14 protein-coding genes are annotated in these 19,007 nt (G+C 37.3%); 1 reads left to right on the top strand and 13 read right to left on the bottom strand.

All coding sequences use genetic code 11. The features are described 5' to 3' along the window. Positions 1–113: 113 nt before the first annotated feature. The 5 genes from ACFJGY_RS10985 to ACFJGY_RS11005 form a co-directional block, all read right to left on the bottom strand. On the bottom strand, positions 114–1,082 hold the full coding sequence (locus tag ACFJGY_RS10985; RefSeq protein ID WP_379963822.1) for a glycoside hydrolase family 43 protein: 969 nt from the start codon (positions 1,080–1,082) through the stop codon (positions 114–116). Positions 1,083–1,124: 42 nt separating this feature from the next. Next, complete coding sequence (locus tag ACFJGY_RS10990) at positions 1,125–2,246, bottom strand: endo-1,4-beta-xylanase (protein ID WP_379963824.1); 1,122 nt, start codon at positions 2,244–2,246, stop codon at positions 1,125–1,127. A 247-nt stretch (positions 2,247–2,493) separates the two neighbouring features. Beyond that, entirely contained in the window at positions 2,494–3,948 is a 1,455-nt protein-coding gene (locus ACFJGY_RS10995; protein WP_379963826.1) for an MFS transporter, read from the bottom strand. Positions 3,949–3,974: 26 nt separating this feature from the next. Then, positions 3,975–5,885: a sialate O-acetylesterase gene (locus ACFJGY_RS11000; RefSeq protein ID WP_379963828.1), complete on the bottom strand. Its 1,911-nt coding sequence runs from the start codon at positions 5,883–5,885 to the stop codon at positions 3,975–3,977. A gap of 235 nt (positions 5,886–6,120) precedes the next feature. Next, the gene (locus ACFJGY_RS11005) at positions 6,121–8,490 is read right to left on the bottom strand and encodes a beta-L-arabinofuranosidase domain-containing protein (protein WP_379963830.1); all 2,370 of its coding nucleotides are present in this window, start codon (positions 8,488–8,490) and stop codon (positions 6,121–6,123) included. A 525-nt stretch (positions 8,491–9,015) separates the two neighbouring features. On the opposite strand from ACFJGY_RS11005, the gene ACFJGY_RS11010 reads away from it, so the two are divergent. Continuing rightward, positions 9,016–9,693, top strand: a complete 678-nt coding sequence (locus ACFJGY_RS11010) for an NUDIX domain-containing protein (protein ID WP_379963832.1) — start codon at positions 9,016–9,018, stop codon at positions 9,691–9,693. 2 nt (positions 9,694–9,695) lie between these two features. Here ACFJGY_RS11010 and ACFJGY_RS11015 read toward each other — a convergent pair whose 3' ends face one another. The 8 genes from ACFJGY_RS11015 to ACFJGY_RS11050 form a co-directional block, all read right to left on the bottom strand. Continuing rightward, positions 9,696–11,195 carry a DUF294 nucleotidyltransferase-like domain-containing protein gene (locus tag ACFJGY_RS11015; protein ID WP_379963834.1) on the bottom strand — a complete coding sequence of 500 codons (1,500 nt, stop codon included), beginning with the start codon at positions 11,193–11,195 and terminating at the stop codon, positions 9,696–9,698. Beyond that, positions 11,165–11,602, bottom strand: coding sequence for a cyclic nucleotide-binding domain-containing protein (locus ACFJGY_RS11020; RefSeq protein ID WP_379963836.1), 438 nt, complete (start codon positions 11,600–11,602; stop codon positions 11,165–11,167). Before ACFJGY_RS11020 ends, ACFJGY_RS11015 begins: the two co-directional genes overlap by 31 nt. Before the next feature lie 5 nt (positions 11,603–11,607). Next, positions 11,608–12,252: an exonuclease domain-containing protein gene (locus tag ACFJGY_RS11025; protein WP_379963838.1), complete on the bottom strand. Its 645-nt coding sequence runs from the start codon at positions 12,250–12,252 to the stop codon at positions 11,608–11,610. A 47-nt stretch (positions 12,253–12,299) separates the two neighbouring features. Next, complete coding sequence (locus ACFJGY_RS11030; protein WP_379963840.1) at positions 12,300–13,436, bottom strand: hypothetical protein; 1,137 nt, start codon at positions 13,434–13,436, stop codon at positions 12,300–12,302. 157 nt (positions 13,437–13,593) lie between these two features. After that, positions 13,594–15,321 (bottom strand): sodium/solute symporter, encoded by a 1,728-nt coding sequence (locus ACFJGY_RS11035; RefSeq protein WP_379963842.1) that lies wholly within the window; start codon positions 15,319–15,321, stop codon positions 13,594–13,596. A gap of 3 nt (positions 15,322–15,324) precedes the next feature. Beyond that, positions 15,325–16,482, bottom strand: a complete 1,158-nt coding sequence (locus ACFJGY_RS11040) for an aldose epimerase family protein (protein WP_379963844.1) — start codon at positions 16,480–16,482, stop codon at positions 15,325–15,327. 21 nt (positions 16,483–16,503) lie between these two features. After that, on the bottom strand, positions 16,504–18,000 hold the full coding sequence (araA, locus tag ACFJGY_RS11045) for an L-arabinose isomerase (protein ID WP_379963846.1): 1,497 nt from the start codon (positions 17,998–18,000) through the stop codon (positions 16,504–16,506). A 124-nt stretch (positions 18,001–18,124) separates the two neighbouring features. After that, complete coding sequence (locus ACFJGY_RS11050) at positions 18,125–18,823, bottom strand: L-ribulose-5-phosphate 4-epimerase (RefSeq protein WP_379963848.1); 699 nt, start codon at positions 18,821–18,823, stop codon at positions 18,125–18,127. Positions 18,824–19,007 lie beyond the last annotated feature (184 nt).

Consider the following 19,007-nt stretch of genomic DNA (forward strand, 5'->3'; position numbering starts at 1 on the left):
GCTAAAGCCAAATTGTATCTTTTCATCTTTAAACGGGCTAAAGCCCGTTCCTATTGATAATTAGGATTTCATCTTATCCTTCGTTAAATCTTCCCTTCGGGACTTTTTATAGATTATTCTTCTAGTCCTTCAATGGTTTTAATTTTACCATCGTTGTCATATTCCAGTTCGATTACCTTCATACTTCTGAGCCAGGTTTTTCCTTCACTCGGAACAGAGTCGTGGAAAAACAGATACCATTTTCCTTTGAATTCAGCAATGCTGTGATGGGTTGTCCAACCAATGACAGGCGTCAGAATTTCTCCCTGAAAAGTAAATGGTCCATAAGGATTGTCACCGGTTGCGTAACAAATCAAATGCGTATCGCCGGTAGAATATGAGAAATAATATTTGTCATTGTATTTATGCATCCAGGACGCTTCGAAAAAGCGGTGTTTGTCGCCGTGAAGCAATGGATTTCCATTTTCGTCAAGAATTAAAACATCTTTCGGCTCTTCTCCAAACTCCAGCATATCATCACTCAATAAAACAACTTTTGAAGGAATTGCCGGTTCGTTATCATTTGGAATTACTGCATATTCTAAGGCTTTGTTGTTTCTGTAACGCTGCAATTGTCCACCCCAGATTCCACCAAAATACATATAATGTCTTTCGTTTTCTTCAAAAATACAAGGGTCGATGCTATAACTTCCCAACATCGGATGTTTCTCAGGAATAAATGGTCCATAAGGTTTGTCACTCACTGCAACACCGATTCTGAAAATATCATTTTTATCTTTTAACGGAAAATACATATAATACTTCCCATTTTTGAATGCCACATCACAATCCCACAATTGCCTTCCCGACCAAGGAATATCTTTTACCGAAAGGACAACACCGTGGTCTGTGATTTCGCCGTTTTCTACATCATCAAGCGAGAAAACGTGATAATCGTTCATATCAAAATGGTCTCCGTTATCGTTTTCTTCAATGCCGCTTTCACGGTCGTGAGATGGATAAATGTAGATTTTGTCTTCAAAAACGTGTACGGAAGGGTCTGCCATATAATCTTTGGGGAATAGATATTTTGCTTTGTTCATTGTTTTAATTAGAAGTTAGATTTTAGATACTAGATATTAGACTTATTTTTCTTTTGTTAACTGAATGATTTTTTCTACCACAGGTTTTGTCTGATTGTTTCGGTCAAAAAGTAAAGGATAATCGGTTCTGCCTTTTACAGGGAAATCATTTTTCCACGATTGGGCATCGGTAGTTCCCCATAAGGTTACTCTTCTGATTTTATCCTGATGTTTCAGGAATAATCTGAAAAAATCCAGATAACGGTTTTCCCATTCTATTTTTACATTTTCGGGAAGTCCGGCTGTGTAAGGATTCATTTTTGCTTCATATTCTACCTTATCGGAAACGTTGGCAGAAGTTCCCCACGGTGAAGGAAGTGCGCTGATTTCCATTTCAGTAACATTTACTTTTACGCCGTTTGCTGTGTAGTCAAGAATTGCTTTTTCGTATTCGTCAAGGGTTGGTGTATCAAGACCAACGTGGGTCTGCATTCCTACTCCATCGATTCGGATTTTTCTGGATTTTAAAGTCTGAACCATTTTGCTTACAGTTTTTACTTTTCCGGGATGCCATTCGTTATAATCATTGTAATAGAGTTCTGCATTCGGGTCTGCTTCCTGAGCGTACTGGAAAGCCAACGGAATAAATTCTTCGCCTAAAATTTCGTAAAACTTAGATTTTCTGTAAGTGCCATCTTCCATTATCGCTTCATTGACGACATCCCAACCTTTCACACGACCTTTGTATCTTGTCACAACCGTGGTAATGTGATTTTTCATTCTTTGTTTTAAGACTTCAGCAGAAACATCTTTTCCGTCTTTGTCTACAAAAAACCATTTGGGTAACTGCGAATGCCAAATCAAAGTATGACCGATGATGAACATTTTGTTTTTCTCTCCGAAAGCCACAAATTTATCGGCATCATCAAAAAAGAACTTTCCTTCCTCCGGCTGCAAAAACATCGATTTCATACAGTTTTCGGCAACAATGGAACTGAACTGATTTTTAATAATTTCTACAGACCTTACATCTTTCTCATAAATCTGCGGAAGACTCATCGCTGTTCCGATGTAGAATTTATTTTTGAATGCATTCTTCAGAGAATCGTTGGAAGTTGCCGTGTTGGCTGTCTTGCAGGAGACGGTCAAAGTTAAAATTCCTAATAATGCTACTATTTTTTTCATAATTATTTTTTTTAAAATTTAAACGCAAAGCGCGCAAAGATTTTTTTGACTACTATGCTTTTTTTAAGTTCGCAAAGGCGTAAACTCAGCGAAGAAATACAAAAGTTCATTTTTAAGCCTTGACAAGGCTTTTTTAATACACCGAATTATTCGCAGCCCGGCTTGAACGGAGCTCTTTTTGTGGAGCGAAGCGGAACAAAAAGCGGGAGTGGAAGACGGAAAAGCTGCCCAAATTTTTACTATATCCTTAACCTTTCGCTTTTCTTCTTTCTTTAAGGTCGTGCTCGATTTCGATTTCTTTTTTCTTGTTGATTTCGTAGAACATCAGCAATCCGCACGCTAAAAAGAACGGGATTGACGGGAATACGCTGACCAGCATTTTGGCACCTGTGGAAACGGTTTCCGGCTGTATCACGTTGACTGCTCCTTCTGAAGAAATGTACCCGTATTTTCCGATAATTAATGCAACTAATGAACTTCCGATGCTCAATCCTACCTTTAAACCGACCATCATTGCCGAGAAAATAATTGCTGTCGCACGTCTGTTGTTCTTCCATTCTGAATAATCGGCAACGTCGGCAATCATCGCCCAAAGTAATGGTGTTCCGATTCCGTAGAAGAAACCGTGTAAAATCTGGGATAAAAACATCAGTCCAACCGATTTTGGCGGATAAAATATAAATGCTAAAACGAATAATGTTGAAATAAACAATGAAGCGATAAACGCATCTCTTTTGCCATATTTGTCTGCAAACTTCTTGGAGAAAGTAATCCCGACAATCATCATAATGATTCCGCCTGCATTAAACAGTCCGAAACCTGCTGAACGAGGGTCTTCTCCAAAGAAATTCATCCCGATGGAATTGAAGAAATTGGTAATCGGTGATATAAATTGCTGAAGTGAGGTTTCATCCACATAATTGTTAAAATAATACACATACGAACCGCCTTTCATTGCCAATGTAATGAAAATCAACGCGGTAACCGTTAACATAATAATCCACGGCTTGTTTTTCTTTAAATCTTTTAAATCAGCGCTTAAAGTTGATTCCTGTTCCGGTTTTGGAATGACTCTTTCTTTGGTCGTGAGAAAAGTAATTAACAACATTACCGTTCCGATAATAGCCAGCCAAGTCATTACAACCTCGATTCCTGCTGCTTTATCACCGTGTCCCGCAGACAAAATAATCGGCAACATAAATACCTGAACAAAAAACTGTGCAAACATAACGGCAACAAAACGATAGGAAGAAATACTGTTTCTTTCACTCATATCGCCTGTGATAACGCCACTCAAAGCGGCATAAGGTAAATTATTGGCTGCGTAAAGCAATAATAAAACTGAGTAAGTGACTGCCGCATAAATCATTTTTCCTTTGTAAGAAAAATCGGGTGTGCTGAACGCAAAAAGTGCCGCTGCACCCAACGGAATTGCCGTTAATAAAATCCAAGGACGGAATTTTCCCCATTTTGTACGGGTTCTGTCTGCCAAAGCTCCAACCATCGGATTGAAGACAAAACCAGCCAACAAACCGACCGTAAGCGTAATAATAGAGGCATCTTCCGGTTTTAATCCGTAAATATCTGTGTAAAAATAAGCTAAATACGTTACCAATGTCTGGAAAACCAGATTGGCAGCTAAATCTCCTAAACTGTAGCCGATTTTCTCAACGACAGATATTTTTTGAGATGAGTTGTTCATTTTAATAATTGATAAATGATAATTGATTATTCTGTAGTGAAAGGCGATGCCGGAAGTCCGGTTTTGTTTTTCAGATTTCCGTCGGGGTTATCTGCCCAGTCGTATCTTACTGAAACAGGATTTGAAATGGTGTCGTTCCAGACAATGATTTTATTGCCTTCGATTTTTGCTTTTGCCCATTCATACTTTCCGTCTTTTCCTTTGATGGCAAAACCTTTCAGTTCTGAAACTGGTGCATAATCATCAGTTCCGGATTTGAAAGAAAGAATTATTTTATTTCCTTCCACTTTTATTGACTGATAAACCGGTCCGTCTGCGATGATATTCTTTTTGTCAGCAACTTTCAAAGCCTGCAAAGCCAGTCTGTCTCCGACTGTTTTTTTGTTTAAAGGGTGAATGTCGTTCCACTCTCCTATATCGATAATTACAGCCAATCCGGTGTTCGGAACTTTCAGCGAAACCTGACGCTGTTGGTCTCTTAATTCTGCCCAATTGCTTTCCACAGGTTGTGTTTTTGGTTCCATAAAATTGGCTAATTGTACTGTGAAGAAAGGCATCTCTTTCTGATTCCATTTGTTTCGCCAATCCAGAATCATTGTGGTCAGCAAATTGCCGTATTCTTTTGGTTTTCCGGTGTTGCTTTCGCCTTGATACCAAATGGCGCCTTTGATGCTATAATTGATAAGCGGATTAATCATTGCATTGTACAATCCGGTCGGTTTCCAACGGATAAAAGTAGTTCCGGGAGCCATTTTTCCCATTTTAGCACCGATTTTATATTTCCATTCGGTTTTTAAATCGATTTTATTTCCGTCAATTTCGAGGTAATAAGGTTTGTCTGCAATGAACTGTCCTTTTCCGCTCCCGTTGGTAATCCTTACAGCAATGACGTTTTTGCCATCTTTTAAAACGCCTGCCGGAATATCGTACCAACGCGGCGGATATTCATAGGTTACATTTCCGACTTTTGTTCCGTTGATGTAGGTAACATCAGCATCTTTTATTCTTCCTAAATTTAAAAAAGCGGCTTTTCCTGCCTGATTTTTAGTTAAGTTAATTTCTTTTCGGAACCAGACAGAACCTTCGAAAGAACCTTCCTTATCTTCCCAAGAACCTGGAATATTCATTGTTTTCCAGTTAGAATCGTTTAGGTCGAAATTTTCCCAATGTTGGTTTAATCCGATATCGCTTTGGTCGAGCTCTGTGTACCAAGCTTTGCTCAAGGCCTGTTCGTCGGATTCGGTAGATTTTATCAAATCATCATTTTGCCATTTTTTGGCTTCGTCCAGATATTCAGGGTATTTTTTCAGAGAATTTTCATCCATCCACGCCTGAATTGGCGAACCACCTAAACTTGCGTGGATAATTCCAACGGCCACTTTATTTTTCTGACTTAATTCTTTTGCGAAAAAATAGGCAACTCCTGAAAAATTAAGAATCGTTTGTGGATTTGTTGCTTCCCATTTTCCGCCATCAAGCTCGGTTTGAGGTGATTTAAAATTATATTTTTGAGGAACCGTAAAAAACCTGATGTTCTGATTATTTGCATTTTTAATTTCGTCAGAGTAAAGCGGAGTCAGTCTGCGCATCGGCAGTTCCATATTCGATTGTCCGGAAGCGAGCCAGACATCGCCGATGAGAATATCCTTCAATGTAATTTCATTGATGGTCATCGTATAAGGACCTCCGGCTTTCTGCTCGGGAAGTGTGATTTTCCAGTTTCCGGTTTGGTCAGCAATGGTTTTGTAATTTTTATTGAGGAATTTCACTTCCACTTTTTCTCCTGCATCGGCTTTTCCCCAAACATTCAGTTTTTGATTTCTCTGCAAAACCATCCCGTTTGAAACCAATGCCGGAAGTTTGATTTTGGCTTCAATGAAAATGCAGAATATACAAAGAAGTAAAACCAGAACTTTGGTAAAATTTTTCTTGTTCATATTTATTTTAAATATTTAAATCAGTTTTATATTTTTTTAAACGCACAGTTCGCAAATATTTTTTCATACAACTAACTGTTTTTAAGGTTCGCAAAGGCACTTCGATAGTTCGTCAAGTCTGATTATTTTTTCTAGGCTTTAGCCAAAATCTATTATAAATTTGGCTAAAACCTATTATTTTTTATTTCTTTAAGACGGGCTAAAGCCCGCCCCTATTGATATTTATCTTATTATTCTATTTTGGTAATTCTGCCAGCAATCTTACCTCGATAATTTTTGGTGTAAGCGATTTTTCATTTGTATTAAATTTTACATTAAGAATCTCTTTCCTACTTTCAGATTCAGGAATCGGGATTAATAATGATTGTGGAGAGCCACCCATTTTTCCGTCGAAATTTTTAGAAATTGCTTTTGTTCCATTGATTTCTACATTTAAAGTTCGGTTATTGTTGGCATCAAAATAAATAAGATAAAGGTACTTTGCATTCTTATCTTTGTTTCTCATCTGATAGCTGAACCAGCCTTTTGCCTCACGGAAATGGCAGTCTTCCATATACCCGGTATTGGAATCTTTGCTGTCGATGAAATGGTCTGATTCCGGCTGCTGTTCTCCTAACTGAATTTTATCAGTTGTAATGTTGTCCAGTTTTCTGATTTCCTCTTCTTCTTTGGCTTTCTGTTTCTGAATAGCTTCAATTTTATCCTGATTCGCCTGCGGAAAATAAATAATGTAACGTTCTTCCTGAATTTTATAAAACGGAACCAATTCCAATCCGTCATTGAATTGATTCTGAGGATACAAACCTTTTAATCTGAAAGTCAAATCCTTACCATTCACCGTTTCCAAATGGCTTAAAACAGAATCTGAACTTCCCAAAATAGTCGGAATTTCATTCAAAGGAATTTGTGGTCCGTGAGCAATATGTCCGCCTCTGCTGTCATCAGCGAAAAGTCCTTCCTGATTTTCTTTTCCATATTTGGCAGCTAAGACAATCGGACCATATTTAAACGCAAAATAATCTGATTTATCGGGAAGCTGTTCTGTGGAAAGGTGCATCGGCATTTTCATTTCGATAACATCGCCTTTTTTCCACTTTCTTTTAATGTTGAAATAACCTTCAGCATTAACCGGAATATTGACTATTTTGTTATTCAGTGAAATTGTAATTTCAGAAGTATTTGCCCATTCCGGTGCTCTTAATTTTAAATTTATATTTGATTTCGGAGCAACATCAAAAACTAATTTTGTCGATGGATTTTCAGGGAAATTATTTTCCTGTCTCAAAACCAATTTCTTTTCAGACCATTTTAAAATGGAAGGAATAAATAGATTCACGTATAAATCTTCATCAGAATAAGCATAAATCATTTCACCATATTTGGCGTGATTTTCCATTCCCGAACCTACGCAGCACCAAAAGCTGGTTTCCGGCTGAGAATAAACCCTGTAATGACCGGGACGCATCGGCGTGAAGTAGACAAAACCGCCTTTTTCGGGATTTTGGGTGGAAAGAATATGATTGTACAAAGCTTTTTCGTAATAATCTACGTAATAGGATTTTGGATTGGTCGCATACAATTCTTTGGAAAGTTTCAACATATTATACGTATTGCAGGTTTCCGGACCTTCGATACTTTTAATCATTCCGCTGAAATCATTGATGGGATTGAAATGCTCGCTGACACTGTTTCCTCCGATAATCGCTGATCTTTTTTGCGTGACATTCGTCCAGAAAAAATCGGCAGCATTGCTCCATTCTTTGTTATTTTCTAAATCTGCAATTCTTTTAAAACCAATCACTTTCGGAATCTGTGTATTGGCGTGAATTCCTGTAAGTTTGTCTTCACCATTCAGCAATGGGTTTAAAATGGCAAGATGAGAAAAACGATGGGCAAGTTTTAGATATTTTGGATTTTTTGTGATGTCATAAACGTCGGCAAAAACTTCATTCAGACCGCCGTGCTCGCTGCGAAGCATATCCTGAATCTGTTCATCGGAAAGTCCGGAAACTTCATCAGCCATCCAATCCGTGAGTTTTATCAGCATTTTTTTTGCTTTCTCACTATCTGCATACCAATAGGCATCGCGCAAACCTGAATAAATCTTATGAATATTATATAAAGGAACCCAACGGTCATTCAAACCGAAAGTTGCGGCACGAATGTTTCCATCGGCAATTTCTTCCCAGATTTTTTTACCGTTCGGAACGCCTGAAAGATAACCGTTTTCTGAAAGATTCTGGCATCGCTCCAGCTCATCAATCATATAATCCAAACGCTGCTTGACTTTTGGATCGCCCGTGGAAGCATACATTAACGCCAAAGCTGAAATGTAATGACCGCCGATATGACCGTCAAGTCCAGTATTTTCCCAATTGGGATAATTTTCTTTTTTAGGTTTCAGTCCTGCTTCTTTTAGATAAGGTGCAAGAAGCCGGTCTGCATCCATCGAAAGGATATATTTTTCATCGGTCTGCATTGCCTTGCTGAAAACACTTTCGGACAGATGAACCTTGTTGAGCGGAAAGTAGCTAACATTTTTCTTTACCTGCCCAAAAGCAAGCGAAGTAAAGCTTAAAAATAATATCAGTGATTTTTTGTTCATTAATAAATGTTATTTCTACATTTCTAAAATAAAAGAAAGTATCTATATGGCAAACAATTTTCATCATTTGGAAATAAATCTTATTGAAAAAGCATTTTATGGCAATGAAAAAAAGCCTAAAAAAGCTTTACCTTATCATAAAAAACAAGAATAGACAAACCATAGAATATCAATTAAATAAATGTAATTTCGTCATTATCAAAATAGATAGAGTGGGTTTATAAAAAACAATAAAAATTTATATTTACACTTATCGTATTTTAAATAATATGTCGAATAAATTTTTAACTTAAATTCAAAATAAAATTTTAACACAATTTTAACATTCCATTCACATAGGATTCATAGTAATTTTGGCAAATAAATTGCTCAAAAGATGAAAACAATTCCCCAAAACACTTCCTTAAACCCGCAAATTATTAAAAAAATGGTGATGGTGGAAAAATAAAGTGTTTAACATACATTTATTTATTTTTCATATTAAAATCTACTTTAAAACCTTTAACTTTGTATAAAATCATTTTGATGAAAGAGAATTATTCTAAACATTTTGTCGCAGTAGACTGTATTATCTTCGGTTTTGATGGAGAAAATCTTAAAATTCTCTTGATTAAAAGAAATTTTGAACCCAAGAAAGGAGATTGGTCATTGATGGGAGGATTTATCAATGAACAAGAAAGTTCCGATCAAGCGGCCAATCGTATTCTAAATGCGTTGACAGGTTTGGAAAATATCTATCTTGAACAATTGAATACTTACACCGCGGTTGACCGCGATCCCAGTGCCAGAATTATGTCGATATCGCATTATGCATTGATTAACATTCAGGATTCTATTCAAATCAATGAGAAATACAGTGCTAAATGGTTTGATTTAAAAGGTCACCCGGATTTGATTTTTGATCACAATGCAATGGTAAAAGATGCTGTCCTGAGACTGAGAAGAAGAGCAACCACTAGACCGATCGGCTTTGAACTGCTTCCTGAAAAATTCACAATGAAAGATCTGCAGAATCTTTACGAAGCTATTTTTGACGAAAAATACGACAAGCGAAATTTTACCAGCAAAATCAATGCTTTAGATGTATTGGTAAAAACCAGCGAAAAAGATATGAGTTCGTCTAAAAAAGGGTCTTTTCTCTACACTTTTGACGAGGAAAAATACAATAAAAAAATTGCGGAAGGTTTTATGTTTAAAATTTAAGTTTAAAAACTTCCGGTAAATTTCACTTTTATGCCCAACTGAAAATTAGCAATCGTCTTGAAGATTTCGATTAAGGTTACCCTTTCTATTTTGGTGAGTTTACTAATTTCGACATAATTATTGGGATGTTTTTTGTCAATATTAATTTGATTTGCCTGATTTTTTAAGCGGAGCGCCATCAAGTAATAATACGATTGATGCATTTCATTATACTGCTGCTGCGTGAAAATACCAATTTCCGTCAGTTTTTTCATTCTTTCGCCTGTATTTTCCATTTCCAGATGGTTTTTCAATGCATAAACACGAACCAAGTCCACAATTGGAGACATTGCCGTTTTGATATCGAAAACTTCTGATTTTCCGATTGTCTGGGTTTTTATTCTTTTAAAAAAAGTCAAAGGTGGTTCGTATTGCAATGCATTTTTTGCAATATGTGCAAAGAAAATTTGATTGGGTGAAACCAGTTTTTCTTTGATAAAAGTTTTCAGTTCGCGTACAATATTTTCGTCACCATAAATAAAACGAAAATCAAAAAAAGTGGAAAATTTCATTGCATTTTCCGGTACAGATTCTTCAATCCATTGGCTGTAATTTCTTTTCCAATGGGAAAGAGAATGCGTCCATTTCGGATTGCTTGCCATAAAGCCGCCTTTGCAGTATTCGAAACCAATCGTATTGAGGTCGTCTGAAACTTTTTTGGCAAAATCCAGAAAATATTCCCGCACCGTTTCTCTGTGTTCATTGGCTTTGTCTTCGTAGATGATTCCGTTATCCTGGTCGGTACTCAGCGTCTGCTCTTTCCTTCCTTCACTTCCGGTGACAATGAAGGCAAATTTTGCAGGCGGTTTTCCAATTTCTTTTATGACTTTTTCTATCACTTTTCCGGTAATGGTGTCGGCAATAGTGGTAATGAGCTGACTGGCAATTTCACCGTGAACACCTCTTCCCAAAAGCTGGTTGATGATATCCGGAACCTGATTCCATTTTTTGCGGAGCTCTTCGGTATTTTCCGCCTGCTTTACGGACTGGATAAACACGAGCGGACTCTGAGCCTGCTCGCTCAGCAACCGGTTTCTGCTTAGAAAGCCGACATACTCTTCTTTATTTTTAACCAGAAGATACCTTGATTTGGTTTTGAACATCATCAGAATAGCTTCATACAAATAAGCATCGGTGGAAATGCTAACAATCGGGTTATCCATCACCTCTGAAATGGCAATCTTTGAATCCAGACAACGGGCAATGACGTTATCCCGTAAGGTAATATCTGTCGCATAACCGATAATCTCATCATTTCCCGGCTTTTTTATAAAAATACAGCTCACTTTATTGGCTGCCATCATTTTAGCAGCTTCAAAAACAGGCGTATTTTCCTCGCACGAAACGATGCTTTTGTACGCAATTCCTTCAATTTTCCTGGAGTATAATTGGTCGGCTGCAAAATAACTTTCCTCGAAAGTGGCGGGTGTTTTTACAAAATGAGAAAACTCCTCATCCAACATTTTTTACCAAAATCTGAAGTGAAATAGTGAAAAAAATCTTCGTAGGCATTACACAATTCGTAAAATTCCTTTCTGGGTAAGGTGTAAACCACGGTTCCTTTTTTGGCTATGGCAGATTTCAATGCACGAACCCTGTTCAGAACCACCGAAATTCCACCAAAACAATATGGCGAATGATGCCTGGTCACACATCTTTTGTTTTCTGCAGCATCAAAAAAGAAAGTTTCATATTCTCCGGATGAAATAATATCCACACCTGTCATATCGGTCACTTCCTGACGATAAACCAACGTATCTTTTGAAAACTCTGTTTTGGTAAGGGTTTCGGAGATTTCGGCAAGAACCGTTTCTGGCAAAAGATGGAAAGGTTCTGTTATTTTTAATAACGAAACAACTTTTTCCTGCATAGTTATTATTTCATTTTATTTGTTAAAAATTTCAATTTAGATTCGATTTCGTGATGTATTTTCTGAAATTCGTCTTCCGATATTTCTTCACGGGAACGGATTTCAAAGAAACATTTCGCCGTCATTTCCGCATCAATCATCGCATCGTGAGAGCGTTCCATTTTTTCATTGAAAAGAAATTCAAAAAGCTGGTTCAAACGAAGATAATTGACGTTTGGATTCAAATTATAGTCTTTACTTTTAAGCATTGTACAGTAAAAATGACTTTGCTGAAAAGGATTTTCCAGATTTGCTCTGTAAAAGTCACAGCTCAACGTATCAATATCAAATTCTGTGAAATGTCCAATGATTAACGGTTGATATTTTTGAATATCTGCTGAAAGTTTTTCTAAAACAAAACTTCTTGCTTGTCCGTTTCTGCTTAAAAATTCTTTGGTAATTCCGTGTATTTTGAATGATTTTGTACTAATTTTTAAATCGTCGATATCAATATAACAATTTTCTCTTTTAATTTCGTTACCGTTTTCATCATAAATAATCCACGAAACCTGAACCGCTGAAGGCCAGTTATCTGTGTCCGAATAAGGCAAATCCCAACGTTTTGGAATTCCCGTGGTTTCGGTGTCGATAAAAAGGAGGTGTTTTTTCAAAGTTTTAAATTAAAATTACTCAGGGTAATAACCTTAAAATAAAAACATTATTTCAGGATTTCAGGCGATATTAAAACGTAATCGTATTTTTCAATAATTTTATAAGTGTCTGAAGTAATCGTATTATCATACCTCATTTTAAGCCTCAAGCTTCTAAGGTCAACCAACACCCATTTTTCTTTGTCATATAATTTGGAAAACACCTTGGGATTTTGATTATCTTTTTCTTCCAGATCATCTGTTATAATTCCTTTGTCTTCTGTATATCTGACCATACAATAGACATTAGAAAATTTGGTCTTATTTCTTTGTGAAAGTTCGTAAACAGCATTACCAATATCATATAAATTGGTTTCCAGATTCATTCCTTTTGCTAAATGATTACTACCCATTTTAAAGAATACTTTTTCATTTTTATTTTTTGAAGTATCATAATAGGCAAAAAAATTTGCTTTCATCAGATCTGCCCGTTTTTGATTATCACTGTAGTAGTAAATATCTTTCGAGATTTTAATATCATCCAGCATTCTTTTTAAATTAGGCTGCTTAACTTCTTTTTTAAGACTATCTAAAAGTTTAGGTTCAGGATTCCACCATTTTGTTTGTAAACTATCATATACGGCTTTTAATTTTCCTTGTTTTTTTTCCGGAAGAGATCCAAATGATTTTTCAAGACAGTAAGGAAATGACATTTGAAACTCCTGATCGATTCCCCAAATGGAATACCCAAGCTTAGCTGCTGCTGAAAGCATCGCAAAATCTTCCCCAGTTTCAAAAAAAGGAAACGTCGTGAAATTTGGTCTTTTTTGTTTAATTTCTAAAAAAGTTTCGAATGGATTTTTGGTTTTAGCAATATGCATAAGCTCCGATGCTGCAAATGGACTTGTTTCTACACACCAGATTTTGTAGCCATTTTTCGAAGCACTTTCCAGAGCATATTTTGTCAATTGTGAGAGCAATGGCGAATTATGGTATTCTCCCCAGGCTACAAATTGGTTTTCTGCAAAAAGATTTTCGAGAATCTCCCAGCCTTTTCCGTTTGGTTTTTGTCCTTCAAAAACAAAGTAATTGGTATTTTCTGTAATACATTTTGTAAGTTTTTCTTCATCTGTCATTTTCTTTTTTGATTGTCCAAAACCTAAACTGAAAACAAAAAGTATAATAATAAGTATTGTTTTTTTCATTTATTCTTATGCGTTATAAATCCTTATGTATCTGAATATGATGTCAATAACGAACTTACGAAAATCGGAGGAATTTATACCGAAGATTCTCCATTTTTTTAAACTAAACAAAAATAGGATGCCCATAACGACATCCTATTTTTAATTTATTTTAAAATTACCAGAATCTTACATAAAGTGCGGTCAGTAAAAGAACCGTCACTACAATCATAACCAAAGTCCTGTTATCTACTTTGAACATCGTTGCATCAATCGCAAAAGCTTTCGGATTCACTTTCGGACCGGTTAAACTTATCATCACCATCACAACAACGGTGATAAAGAATGACCATCCCATATTAATCAGGAACGGAATTTCCGTAATCGTGTGAACCACGCCATTCTCTAGTTTTTCATACGTGAAAGCGGTGTACAACCAAGTTTCTTTCCCGAAAATATCTACTGCAAAACTGTTGAAGAAAATCGCCAGTAAAAAGCCAAGAAGAACACCTACTAAAGCTGCTGTTCCTGTTGTTCTCTTCCAGAACATTCCCAAAAGGAACATCGCAAAAACACCCGGACTGATGAATCCTGTATATTTCTGAATAAACGTGAAACCACCTTCTCCTCCGATTCCCAAAACATCCGTCCACGTAAATGCCAAAGCAACAGCCATTGCGATGATAATTGCCCAACGTCCTGTTCTTACCATCTGGATTTCGGTTGCATCGGCTTTCAGGTATTTTTTATAAATATCTAAAGTGAAAATTGTGGAAATACTGTTTACTTTTCCCGCCAATGACGCAACAATTGCCGCCGTCAATGCTGCAACTGCAAGACCTTTAAGCCCCGTTGGCAAAAATCCTAAAATAGCTGAATAAGCACCATCTTTTACCCCATTGAAACCAGGCAAATGTCCTTTTGTATATAAAACATACGCTGCAATTCCCGGAAGCATTACGATAATCGGCATAAATAATTTCAGAAATCCTGCGAATAAAATTCCGGTTCTTGCTGTTTTCAAATCAGCACCTAAAGCACGTTGGGTAATGTATTGGTTACATCCCCAATAATTTAGGTTAACAATCCACTGACCTGCAAAATACATCGCCAAGCCCGGTAGAACCACATATTTCTGAACATTCAGATTTTCCGGCATTGCCAAAGTTGTAGTAGTTGTCGTTGGCTTATCAAGCATTAATTTGAAGTGTTGCGGTGCTTCGTTCATCAAAGTCTGAAAACCTGCAAAAGCATTTCCTACAGCCACGCCGTTGATTCTCTGGTCAACTATTTGCAATGCCATATAAACCGTTGCAAAACCTCCGATAATCAAAACCGCCACCTGAATAACGTCGGTGTATCCGATTACTTTCATTCCTCCAAGACCGATTAATAATGCCATTAGAAGCAATCCAATCATTATAATATGTAAATTATCTCCGCCCAATAAAGTATCAATAGCCAAAGCTCCTAAATAAAGAATTGAAGTAAGGTTTACAATAACGTAAAGAAAAAGCCAGAAAACTGCCATAATCAAAGAAACCGATTTGTTGTAACGGGTTTCCAGAAATTGGGGCATTGTATAAATCTTATTTTTAAGATAAATCGGAATGAACCAAACCGCAATGATAATCAATGCAATCGCTGCAATCCATTCGTAAGCTGCCACAGCAATTCCTACGAAAAATCCTTCCCCACTCATCCCGATAAACTGCTCCGCCGAAATGTTGGAAGCAATCAAACTGGCACCAATCGCCCACCAGGTAAGTGAGCCTTCTGCAAGGAAATAATCTTTACTGCCCGTGGCTGCAGATTTTTTTCTGTTGTAAATCCAGATTCCGTAACCGGCTACCACCAAAAAATAAACAAGAAATATGATGATATCAATCGTTGCTAAGTTTCCCATAATTTATTTTTTAACTGAGAATTTATAAATCGTTTTAGTCTGATATTTTTGTCCCGGCTTCAACTCTGTTGAAGGGAAAGAAGCCTGATTCGGAGAATCCGGGAAATGCTGGGTTTCCAAACAGAAGCCTGTTCTGAATTCATTTTTGCCACCTGTTTTGGTATCAAATTTTCCATCTAAGAAATTTCCGGAATAGAACTGAACACCCGGTTCGTCTGTCAAAACTTCCATCACTCTTCCCGATTCAGGATGATATACTTTAGCGATGCTTCTCATTCCGTTTCCGTTTAGAATCCAGTTGTGGTCATAGCCTTTCCCTTTTTTCAACTGATCGTCTCCAGCATTGATATCTTTTCCAATCGGTTTTGAAACTGTGAAATCAAAAGGACTTCCTTTTACTGCTTTCTGTTCTCCAGTAGGAATTAAAGTTTCATTCACTGGTGTGAATTTATCTGCATTGATTTGCAATTCGTGGTCGGTAATCGTTTTTGAGAAATTCCCTGAAAGGTTGAAGTACGAATGCTGGGTAAGATTCACAACCGTTGCTTTATCCGTTGTAGCTTCGTAAGAAATCTCCAAAGCATTATCGTCTGTCAAAGTATATAAAACAGTGGTCGTCAGTTTTCCGGGATAACCTTCTTCGCCGTCTTCACTTGTATAAGTCAGTTTCAACGTCGGGAATTTCGCATCTTTTACAGTTTCAATATTCCAGAATTTGGTATGGAAACCTTCTTTTCCACCGTGAAGACTGTTAGGACCGTCGTTTTTATCGATGTCATAAGTTTTATCTTCCAAAGTGAATTTTGCGTTGGCAATTCTGTTTCCGTAACGACCAATCAAAGCGCCGAAATAGTAAGGATTTCCGTTGAAATAATCTTCCGGTTTTGTAAAACCTAAAACGACATCTTCATATTTTCCGTTTTTATCGGGAGCTGTGAGCGAAGTGATAATTCCACCAAAATTGATGACTTCCACCTTCATTCCGTTTTTATTCGTTAAGGTATATTTTTTGATGGAATCGCCTTTCGCTGTCACTCCGTAATCTGAAACCTGTATGTTTTCCATATTCTCTTTTTGAGTCTGATTATTATTTTCTTTTTTATTGCACCCGAAAATACATAAAAGCGCAATAATAATCAGGTTATAAGTTATTTTTTTCATAGTCTGAATGATTTTGCAAGATTAACGATAATAAATTTCATTCCAGCGAAGGGTATTCTTAAAATCACGGATTTTTGTGTCTTCATCGATAACAAGAGATTCAATTCCTGCAATTTCTGCAAAATCTTCCAGCTGCTCTGCACTGATGTTTTCACTGTAACACGTGTGATGCGCTCCACCAGCCAAAATCCAGGCTTCTGCAGCCGTGTACAAATCAGGAAGCGGCTTCCAAAGAACTCTTGCCACAGGAAGTTTTGGTAATTCTTCGGTAATTTCCAACGCTTTTGTTTTATTAATTAAAAGCCTGAAATGATTTCCAAAATCCATCAAAGCAGCATTGAGAGAATCAATATTTCCTCTTGAATTGAAAACCAAACGAACCGGGTCTGCCTTTCCACCAATTCCCAACGGATGAATTTCACAAGATGGTTTGTCAACCGCTAGAACAGGATCAACTTCCAGCATATGAGAGCCTAAAACCGAAGGATTTGAAGGATTGAGATGATAAGTGTAATCTTCCATAAATACGTTTCCACCTTCAAGACCTTGTCCCATTGTTTTCATTGCACGAACCAAAGCCGCTGTTTTCCAGTCACCTTCTCCTGCAAAACCATAACCTTTTTCCATTAACCTCTGAACGGCAATTCCCGGAAGTTGTTCCAAACCGTGAAGGTCTTCAAAAGTATCTGAGAAACCTTTGAAATTTCCGTCTTTCAGGAATTTTTCTAAACCTAATTCTATTCTTGCAGCGGCTTCAAGAGATTTTCTGTTGCTTCCGCCTGAAAGGAGAGATTCCGCCATTTTGTATGAGGCTTCATATTCTTCTATCAAAGTTTTGATTTCGCCATCGCCAATGGAATTGACAACACTTACCAAATCTCCGATTCCCCAAGTGTTTACCGAAAATCCGAATTTGGTTTCTGCTTCTACTTTATCACCATCGGTTACGGCAACATATCTCATATTGTCGCCAAAACGGGCAAATTTTGCACCTTGCCAATCGTCCCAGCCTGCTACAACACGACTCCATTCTCCGATTTGTTTCTGAACTCTTTCGTCAGCCCAATGTCCAACAACTACTTTTCGGTTTTTGCGGAGACGGCTTACCATAAACCCGAATTCACGATCGCCGTGCGCTGCCTGATTCAAATTCATAAAATCCATATCCATCGTAGACCACGGAATATCCTGATTGAACTGTGTATGCAAATGCAGCATTGGTTTTTGCAAAGCGGTCAATCCACGAATCCACATTTTTGCAGGTGAAAACGTGTGCATCCAGGTTACAATTCCGATACAGTCTTTTGAGAAATTAGCGGCTGTAAGGGTTTCAAAAATTTCTTCCGTAGTTTTTACCGTTGGTTTCAGAACAACTTTTACCGGAATTGATGAAGAAATATTAAGCGCTTCAACAATTTTCTGTGAATGTTCTGCAACCTGCGCTAATGTTTCAGGTCCGTATAAATGCTGGCTTCCGGTGATAAACCAGATTTCTTTTGTATTGAGAGGTGTTAACATATTTTATAAATGATAAATGATAAATGATAAATGATAAATGATAAATGATAATAATGGTTTTTGTTTTATAATTAAACCTTCAAGGTTTTAAAAACCTTGAAGGTTTGTTTACCGCAAAAAGTTTTCACTGTCCGTAATAGGCGTTTTTGCCGTGTTTTCGTTCGTAATGTTTTTTGATGAGCGAATCTTTAAGGCGTGGTGCATCCGGGTTGATTTGTCTTGTGCGGTACGCCATCTCTGCAATGGTTTCCAGAACTTTGCTGTTGTAAACGGCTTTATCAGCATTTTTACCCCAAGTAAATGGTCCGTGATTTCCGATAAGTACCATTTCGACTTCCTCATAAGACAATTCTTTTTCTTTAAAACAATCAAGAATCTGGATTCCAGTGTTGTATTCGTAGTTTCCTTCGATTAAATTATCGTGCATCGGTGGTGCACAGGGAATATCCGAAGTCAGGTGGTCTGCGTGTGTCGTTCCGAAAATAGGAATGTCCATTTGTGCCTGCGCCCAAGCTACCGAATAAATGGCGTGAGTGTGAGAAATTCCGCCAATGTTTTCCCAGTTTTTGTAGAGGTAAGCGTGGGTTTTGGTGTCGGACGAAGGTCTTAAATTTCCTTCAACCACATTGGCATCATAATCTAAAATCACGATGTCTTCCGGTTTTAAGATTTCATACGGAACGCCGCTTGGTTTGATGGCAAAGATTCCTTTTTCACGGTCGACGGCACTTACGTTCCCGAATGTATAAACGACAAGCTTCAAGGCATCCAACTGCATATTGGCTTCGTAACATTCTCTCTGGAGTTCTTTATAAATGCTCATTTTATTTAAATATTTATTGAAAATCTGTATTTTTGAATCCATAGGTTTCACCTACGGCTATGAATATTGAACCCTTCGAGTTCTTTTGGAACAGCGAATTGCACGCAGCCCGGCTTGAACGGAGCTCTTTTTGTGAGGAGGTACGACGAGCAAAAAGCGGGAGTGGAAGACGGATATAGCTGCC

It is taken from the genome of Epilithonimonas sp. UC225_85 (assembly GCF_042695135.1).
GTDB lineage: Bacteria > Bacteroidota > Bacteroidia > Flavobacteriales > Weeksellaceae > Epilithonimonas.